Origin of the sequence: Nostoc sp. DedQUE08 (assembly GCF_034530895.1) — a bacterium.
Lineage (GTDB): Bacteria > Cyanobacteriota > Cyanobacteriia > Cyanobacteriales > Nostocaceae > Nostoc.
On the sequence record NZ_JAVRCD010000085.1, the window covers coordinates 21,805 to 29,436 of the forward strand.

A 7,632-nucleotide genomic window follows, 5' to 3' on the forward strand; every position below is an offset into this window, starting at 1 on the left:
TATTACTTTTTTACTCAGTACTCGTTACTCAGCACTCAGCACTGTTTCGGTGATAGAAGTAGCGATCGCAGCTTTTACCTCAAATTGGAAGAAATTGCCTTAAAATTTATGTAAATATGAGTCGCTCAATCTAAGATTAACTTTAAAATTATTTCACTTTTTAGAATGCCAGACGCGGAAAAGTTTTACAACCAGCTGGCTAATCACAAGCTGCTGCATCGGCAAGTTAGTAAAAAGGCAAAATCTTCGCTAGTAGCCAGTCAAGAAGAAGGAATGGTGCTTCACTTGCCTGATGGCACTATCCAGGCTTGCAATGCCGCTAGCGATCGCATTTTGGGACTGACCGCCCAACAGCTTGTGGGGCAAAATTTGCTCGATCCCAAGTGGCAATTTATTCATGAAGATGGCTCTCCTTTACTCAGTAAAGCTCACCCTACGAGCGTTACTCAAAATACAGGTAAACCTTGTTTAAATGTGGTGTGTGGCTTTTATAAGCCAAATGGTGAGCTAGTCTGGCTATTGTTATCCTCGCAACCTCTGTTTCAAACTGAAGGAAGCAATCTGTATGCGATCGTGACAACTTTTTCGGATATTACGGAATCTAAGCACGCTCAATCAGAGGAAGATTGTAATTGCGAACAAGATACTCAACGATTTAATGCAGATGAATTTCAAATACTGTGGGATAGTCATCGTCTGTTTCAACAAATTGCTGGCACTCTTCCGGGGATAATCTACATTTATGACTTAATTGAGCAGCGAAATTCTTACGTTAATTACGAAATTGCTCAAGGTTGGGGCTATACACCAGCAGAAATCCAGGCGATGGGAAAGGAGTTATTTACTCAACTTCTACACCCTGAAGATTTGGCTCGACTCCCTAGCTATTTGGAACAATTTAATTCTGCTTATCAGGGTGAAGTCCTCAGCTTTGAATACCGAATTCGACACGCTAATGGAGAGTGGCGCTGGTTTTGTAGCTATGACACTGTGCACAGCAGAACTGCTGATGGATTGCCGCAATATCTTTTGGGGATCGCTTTTGATATTACAGAGCGACGACACATAGAAATTTCTTTGCGGCAAAGTAACGAAAGGTTTGAGCTAGCAGCGGCGGCGGTTAATTGCCTAATCTATGACTGGGAGATTGGCAGAAATACTGTGGAAAGAACTCAGGGTCTAACCGAGGTTTTTGGCTACACCCAACAAGAAACAGAACCTACTTTCCAGTGGTGGCAAGAACGCATCCACCCCGATGACCAACAAAGAGTTAACGACCAATTCATGGCTAGTATGGCCAATGGAAACCGTTATCGGATTGAGTATCGCGTGCGTCACCAGGATGGCCGTTATTTGTGGGTGGTAGATCAGGGGTTTGCAGTCCGGGATGAAAATGCTCAGGTAGTTAGGGTAGTTGGTGCGAGTACTGATATTACCGAACAGCAAGCTGCTAATTGGGAACGTCAAAAAATTGAAACAAATCTGCGCGAGAGTGAAGAACGGATTCGGTTGGCCACTAATGCTGCTGAACTGGGTATGTGGTTTTGGAATATCACTACTAACGAGGTAATTTGGACAGAGAAATGTTATCAACTGTTTGGAGTGTCCCTAGAAGCCGAAATCAGCTTTGAGATTTTCCTCAACTGTGTATATCCAGAAGACCGCCACTGTATTCATGAAGCGATCGCCCGCTCTCTGGAGGAAAATGTTGAGTGTGACATCGAATACCGCACCCTTTGGCCTGATGGTAGTATTCATTGGATTGCTGCTAAAGGTCGCGTCTTTTATGATGCCGAGGGTAAGCCAGTACGAATGATGGGTACTACCCAGGATATTACCCAACGCAAACAGGTAGAAAATGATTTGCGCCAGCGCGAAACTCAATTAAGGCGGTTAGTTGATTCCAACATTATTGGCATTATGTTCGCCACTCCTGATTACATTACTGAGGCGAACGAGGCTTTTTTAGAAATGGTGGGTTATACGCGAGAGGAACTTTTAGCGGGTAAGATATACAGAAAACACATCACCCCACCTGAATATCACGATCTCGATCGGCAGGGGCTAGAACAACTTTTAACAGTTGGGATATGTACTCCTTTTGAAAAAGAATACATCCGCAAGGATGGTTCCCGCATTCCGATACTAATTGGTGGTGCCTTGGTGGAACGAGATCCCGTATCTTGGATCTGTTTTATTCTTGACTTAACCCCCAGGAAACAATTAGAAAAAGCACTTAGGCAACAAGCAGAGGAACTCAAACAGGCAAACCGAAATAAAGATGAGTTTCTCGCAATTCTCTCCCACGAATTGCGATCGCCCCTCAACCCGATTTTAGGGTGGTCATCGCTACTCAAAAGCCGCAAATTTGATGAAGTGACTACAAATCGTGCTTTAGAAACCATCGAAAGAAATGCTCAATTGCAGATTCAATTAATTGATGAGTTGCTGGATGTCTCTCGAATTATTCGCGGTAAGTTAAACCTGACTTTTGCCACTGTTAACTTAGTAGCTGTAATTGATGCTGCATTAGAAACAGTCCGGTTAATTGCCGAAACCAAATCTATCCAGATTAAAGTACAGGTTGACCCTAATGTTGGTAAAGTGTTAGGCGATTATAATCGCTTACAGCAAGTTGTCGGGAATTTACTCTCGAACGCAGTCAAGTTTACTCCCTCTCGTGGTTCAGTCGAAGTCAGCTTATCATTGAGTAATGAATTAACTTCTCCCTCAGCATTAATTCAAGTTAAAGATACAGGTCAAGGTATTTCCCCAGAGTTTCTACCCCAAGTATTTGAATATTTTCGTCAAGCTGATAGCAGCACAACCAGGACATTCGGCGGACTGGGACTGGGATTAGCAATAGTTCGTCACTTAGTAGAGTTGCATGGTGGTACTGTAAAAGCAGCCAGTCCAGGAATTGGACAGGGAGCAGTTTTTACTGTCAGACTGCCCGTGATGAAGGAAAGTGACGGTTCAGAGAAAGCAGGAGGAGCGGGGGAGAAATTTAACTCGTCAGTTCTGCGTGGACTACGGGTCTTAATTGTTGATGACGATCTTGACACACGGGAGTTTTTGCACTTCTTGCTACAACAGAATGGGGCGTTGATAACTGCCGCAGCATCGGTAAAAGAGGCGCTTAAAATTATAGCACAGGCTGTACCTAATTTATTAATCAGTGATTTAGGAATGCCAGAAATGGATGGCTACAGCTTGATTAAGATGCTTAGAGCCATGCCCAAAGAGGAGGGCGGGGAAATTCCGGCGATCGCTCTTACCGCCTATGCTAAAGAAAGCGATCGCGATCGAGTCTTAGCAGCTGGTTTTCAGAAACACATTGCCAAACCAGTACAACCAATTGAATTACTAACCTCAATTGCAGATTTGCTAGGGCAAAATCATCGCTAAAACTCTATTTCTGTTCATTGGATTTTAGGCTCAACTGAACTGTATTGGGTTATAAATAATACACTATTCATCAAGCTTAAATCTCAATCGACTTAACCATGACCAAGAAAGATTTGCTTCGCAACCAAATTTTCACGCTGGAAAATATTCTTTCGACAGCAGAATGCGCTGAATATATTACTTTAACAGAAAACATTGGCTATGTAGATGCTCCTATTACTACCCACCGAGGTTTTGAAATGCGTCCCGACATCCGCAATAATCAGCGCGTTATTTTGGATGACCGAGAGCGTGCTTTTGATTTATGGCAGCGTGTGTCAAATTATATCCCCAACACCATTGGTAGATGGCATCCAGTTGGGCTGAATGAGCGTTTTCGTTTCTATCGCTACGATCCAGGTCAGAGGTTTGCACCTCACCATGATGGTTCTTATCGCCGAACTAACGGTGAGGAAAGTTTATTGACTTTCATGATTTATCTGAATGAAGGCTTTGAAGGCGGCGAAACCCGCTTTTATCTTCCTCAATATTACCAAGATTTATCTAATCTAGCTGTGCTTCCAGTAACAGGTATGGCTTTGTGTTTTGTCCACGAACTAGTACATGAGGGCGCTACTATTATCCAGGGGCGAAAGTACGTCTTGCGATCGGATGTTATGTACAGTCAATAGTCTAGAAAGTGATTAACCAGCAAAATAAACAAAATTTAATCTAACTCCCGGCGTCCTTCCAACGCCCTCGCCAAAGTAACTTCATCTGCGTACTCCAAATCGCCACCTACAGGTAAACCAAAAGCAATCCGCGTCACCTTAGTAAATGGTTTCAGTAGCTGACCGATATATAGGGTTGTTGTCTCCCCTTCTACACTCGGACTAATTGCCAGAATTACCTCTTGAGGTTTTTGCTGACTTACCCGGCGCTGCAAAGCTAGTATATTTAGCTGATCTGGGCCAATTCCATCAATTGGCGAAATCACCCCGCCCAAAACGTGATACTTGCCTTTGTATTCGCGGGTTTTTTCTAATGCAATCACATCACGAGGATCTGCAACAACACAGATAGTGTTATTGTCACGGTTGGCATTGCGGCAAATTTCACAAACAGGTTCAGCAGATAAGTGAAAGCAAACAGAACACAAGCCTATCTGTTTTTTTGCCTCAACTAAAGCTTGTGCCAAAGCTTCTACTTCTGCTTCTGGCCGCTTCAAAATATGCAAAGCCAGTCGTTGGGCACTTTTGGGGCCAACTCCCGGTAGGCGTTGCAATTGTTCAATTAACCGTGCTAAAGGGCGTGCGTAAACCGTTGTCTTGTCTCCAAAATGTTTTCACTCTAACTATGATGACATTTTTCGGGTACTTCCATCTCCTTGGGATGGCGTTTATTGTAGAAGTTGTGTAAAAACTGCGTTAACTCATCCAAACTCAAAATATTAAGAGTACCAATAACAAAGTAGTTTAAGATGTCTTTTGTAATTCACGTGCCAGATCAGATAATCCACAGTCCTTTAAGTTTTGATAAAAGCTTTCGTCCTTTAACATACGGAATTTTGCAAGTGAACGTATTACGTCTTCTAGCTCTTTAACACGATCTAATTGGTAAGCTAAACGAGCTGCTTGCTCTATAACCGTAGGATTGTATTCTCGGCGTATAAACTGCTTGGCAGACTCCAAGGCGCCTTCATAATCTCCATTCTCTTTAAGAGTTTCAATTGCTAAAAATATGAGCGGGCCGCCTAGTTGCTTCGGAGGAATATCTGGAATTAATCTAGCTGCAATCTCACTTTGACCTAGTTTTAAAGCAGTTCTAGCTGCAATCAATTTTGCTTGAATTTGGCTATCAGCGTCTAGGCTCTCATCATCACACAAAGGAAAAATAATTGCGAAACTTTTAGAGTATTCCTCTAAATCTTCCAATATATCTGCATAGCGTACAGCTTGTTCTGATTTTAGCTCTTTTCTTTGCCATAAGGGATCTATGACACGCAGAGCTTTTTTCTTATCTTGTTTATCAAGCTTCCGCTCAGATAAATAGCTTTCTGCAAGAATCTGTTGTGCTTCTTGATCAGTTGGTAATAGCTCTAGGAGTTCCCAACCAAAAGACCTTAATTTTTCTGTGTTTTCTCTTAACCGGAAGAACCGCATAGCAGCACGATATACATCTGGATGCGGATAGAGTGCAACTAGCTCTAAAACATTCTTCTCTAACTTTTCAAGTGAAGATGAAAATAGTAAGCGACTACCTATTTGCTCAATTTCAGCCCGAATATTTTCACTAGAAAGTTCTAAATCCAATCCATAAAATAATCGCACATAGTTGTTTACTAGTTCCTTATTACTGTCAGGATCAGCAATTGCCAAGAACTCCTCTCGTTCTAGTTCAGGACAGGAAAACAAAAAGAACAGCTTAGTCTCATCTGTTTCAAAAATTTGGCAACACCTTTGCTTAAAGCTGTCTAAATCTTTAGGTTTTGGTACGCGTGACACAACAACTTTAACCTCGATTGACTTTCCAAGGGTTTTAGCTACTGCACTTTGCTCAATTAGCTGCTTAATATGCTTGCTTACTTTGATACTTTCTGAACTCAAAGGAGACAGCATGACAACTTCATCAGGTAGCTGCTGTGTACAAATACCTGCTATTTCAGTAATGCCTGTGCGGGAATCTATAATCACAAAATCTGCCTGCAATTCTTTTTCAATCCTGGCAAGAAACTGTTGAAAAAATGCAACCCCATCACGTCTTTTAGAAAATAATAAATTCCAGTCAAGCTCAGTCAGCTTTCTGTAATACTCATCAGAGAGATACTGCCCTGCTGGAATGAGCCATAAGGGTGAAGTTTTTTTTGAAGGAATTGGTATCTGAAGGCTTATTTGATCAATGCTTCCTGGATCAGTATTTTGTTGCTGATAATCTAAGATGTAATTGAGAAGTCCTTTTTGATCAGATGGTAATTCAAATCCAGAAAACTGGGCAAACTTTGCGTCTAAACCTGGTGCTTCAAGATCAAAATCTACTAAAACAGTTTTTCGACCCAGTTTAGCTAGATAAAGTGCAAAATTTGCTGCGGCCAGTGTTCTACCAACACCACCTTTATATGAATAAAAAGTAATTGTCTTCATGCCACACTATCCCTCCCCCAAGAACCTCCTTGTCGATGCCGAACATGCTGTGCCTCAGAATATGTCTCTCTCTCTTTTGGTGAGATTAAGTTAAAATCTGGGGTTGGTACTTCGTGCACAGGCTCTGTGTTGTCAGCATCTTCAAATATTGCGTTGATGGCTGCCTCTACGTCTATCTTATCCACAGTCAGATTTGCTGCAATTATTTCAACCCGTTGCTTTTTTACAATAATCGCTGCCTCAAAATCTGCGCCTAAAGCATTTAAGTAGGCAAGTACGGAGTCAAACGTGTGATCATTATTGATATCTTCTAATTTGGATACCCAACTTTGCCCCACACCAAACCGTTCACCCATTTCTTTCTGAGTAAGTCCAAGCCGCTTACGTACATTTCGCATTGCCTGAGTTAAGGCAAGCCGGAAAATCTCTTGATGCTCAATTAGACGGTTCTCTGGTGTGTCCTGGACGATTTTGTTTAAGGAAGCTAAAGCATCGCCGCCTAAATGGGGATTATTACTCATCTGTTTTATCCTCCTTTGCTTCTATAAAATCTCGCTTTTTAGCTGCAATCTTAATTTGTCTTATTGGAGTGTTATCACCTTTCTTCTTAAAAGCGTGCAGCAAAATTAGACGCTTACCTGGTAAAGCACACAGAAAGACACGGATATTGTTAGGAGTGTTATCTAAACGTAATTCATAAAGATTATTTTCTGTCTCTATTTTGTCTAAAATATCTGAACGCTCGACCAGTAAGGCTAATCCTTTGTTTTTTAGATAGTACAGGCGCAGTTGAAACTGCTTTGATTCGCCCTTGGTGAGCGAAGGATCATTGAAGAACTCCTCAACTGGTTTAGTCCCGTCTACCTCCTGGTAGTAAATAATCTGCCATTCTTCACTCACCACAGGCTCCTCACACCCTGAATTAATATGCCATATTTGGAATATTAATCGATATTACAATATTATCAACTTAAAAATTCGGTTGGCTTGATTGTCGGTGAGTTCAGTCGTTATACAGTAGACCTCTTGCAAAAGTCCCAGATACATAAGTAGGACTTACGCATTGACAAGGTTGCCAAGAAGTGAATTCAGGGAAAACAAGGAA

The 7,632-nt window shown here is 41.8% G+C and carries 6 protein-coding genes; 2 read left to right on the forward strand and 4 right to left on the reverse strand.

Features of this window, described 5'->3' with window-relative positions:
* The first annotated feature begins 165 nt into the window (after positions 1-165).
* A complete protein-coding gene (locus tag RMY64_RS33615; RefSeq protein ID WP_322702311.1) occupies positions 166-3,408 on the forward strand; it encodes a PAS domain-containing protein in 3,243 nt (1,080 codons plus the stop codon).
* A gap of 98 nt (positions 3,409-3,506) precedes the next feature.
* A complete protein-coding gene (locus RMY64_RS33620) occupies positions 3,507-4,079 on the forward strand; it encodes a 2OG-Fe(II) oxygenase (protein ID WP_322702312.1) in 573 nt (190 codons plus the stop codon).
* A 35-nt stretch (positions 4,080-4,114) separates the two neighbouring features.
* Here the strand turns inward: RMY64_RS33620 and recR are convergent, their stop codons facing one another.
* From recR to RMY64_RS33640, 4 genes are all read right to left on the reverse strand, one after another.
* Positions 4,115-4,672, reverse strand: a complete 558-nt coding sequence (gene recR, locus RMY64_RS33625; protein WP_322638705.1) for a recombination mediator RecR — start codon at positions 4,670-4,672, stop codon at positions 4,115-4,117.
* A gap of 190 nt (positions 4,673-4,862) precedes the next feature.
* Positions 4,863-6,527, reverse strand: coding sequence for a KGGVGR-motif variant AAA ATPase (locus tag RMY64_RS33630; RefSeq protein ID WP_322675402.1), 1,665 nt, complete (start codon positions 6,525-6,527; stop codon positions 4,863-4,865).
* On the reverse strand, positions 6,524-7,048 hold the full coding sequence (locus RMY64_RS33635) for a helix-turn-helix domain-containing protein (protein WP_322675401.1): 525 nt from the start codon (positions 7,046-7,048) through the stop codon (positions 6,524-6,526). Before RMY64_RS33635 ends, RMY64_RS33630 begins: the two co-directional genes overlap by 4 nt.
* Positions 7,041-7,427 carry a type II toxin-antitoxin system RelE/ParE family toxin gene (locus tag RMY64_RS33640; RefSeq protein WP_322675400.1) on the reverse strand — a complete coding sequence of 129 codons (387 nt, stop codon included), beginning with the start codon at positions 7,425-7,427 and terminating at the stop codon, positions 7,041-7,043. The genes RMY64_RS33635 and RMY64_RS33640 overlap by 8 nt, the downstream gene beginning before the upstream one ends.
* Between the last annotated feature and the right edge of the window lie 205 nt (positions 7,428-7,632).

Coding starts and splice junctions, on each gene's coding strand:
- RMY64_RS33615 (WP_322702311.1), top strand. CDS start 166: ATGCCAGACGCGGAAAAGTTTTACAACCAGCTGGCTAATCACAAGCTG.
- RMY64_RS33620 (WP_322702312.1), top strand. CDS start 3,507: ATGACCAAGAAAGATTTGCTTCGCAACCAAATTTTCACGCTGGAAAAT.
- RMY64_RS33630 (WP_322675402.1), bottom strand. CDS start 6,527: ATGAAGACAATTACTTTTTATTCATATAAAGGTGGTGTTGGTAGAACA.
- RMY64_RS33635 (WP_322675401.1), bottom strand. CDS start 7,048: ATGAGTAATAATCCCCATTTAGGCGGCGATGCTTTAGCTTCCTTAAAC.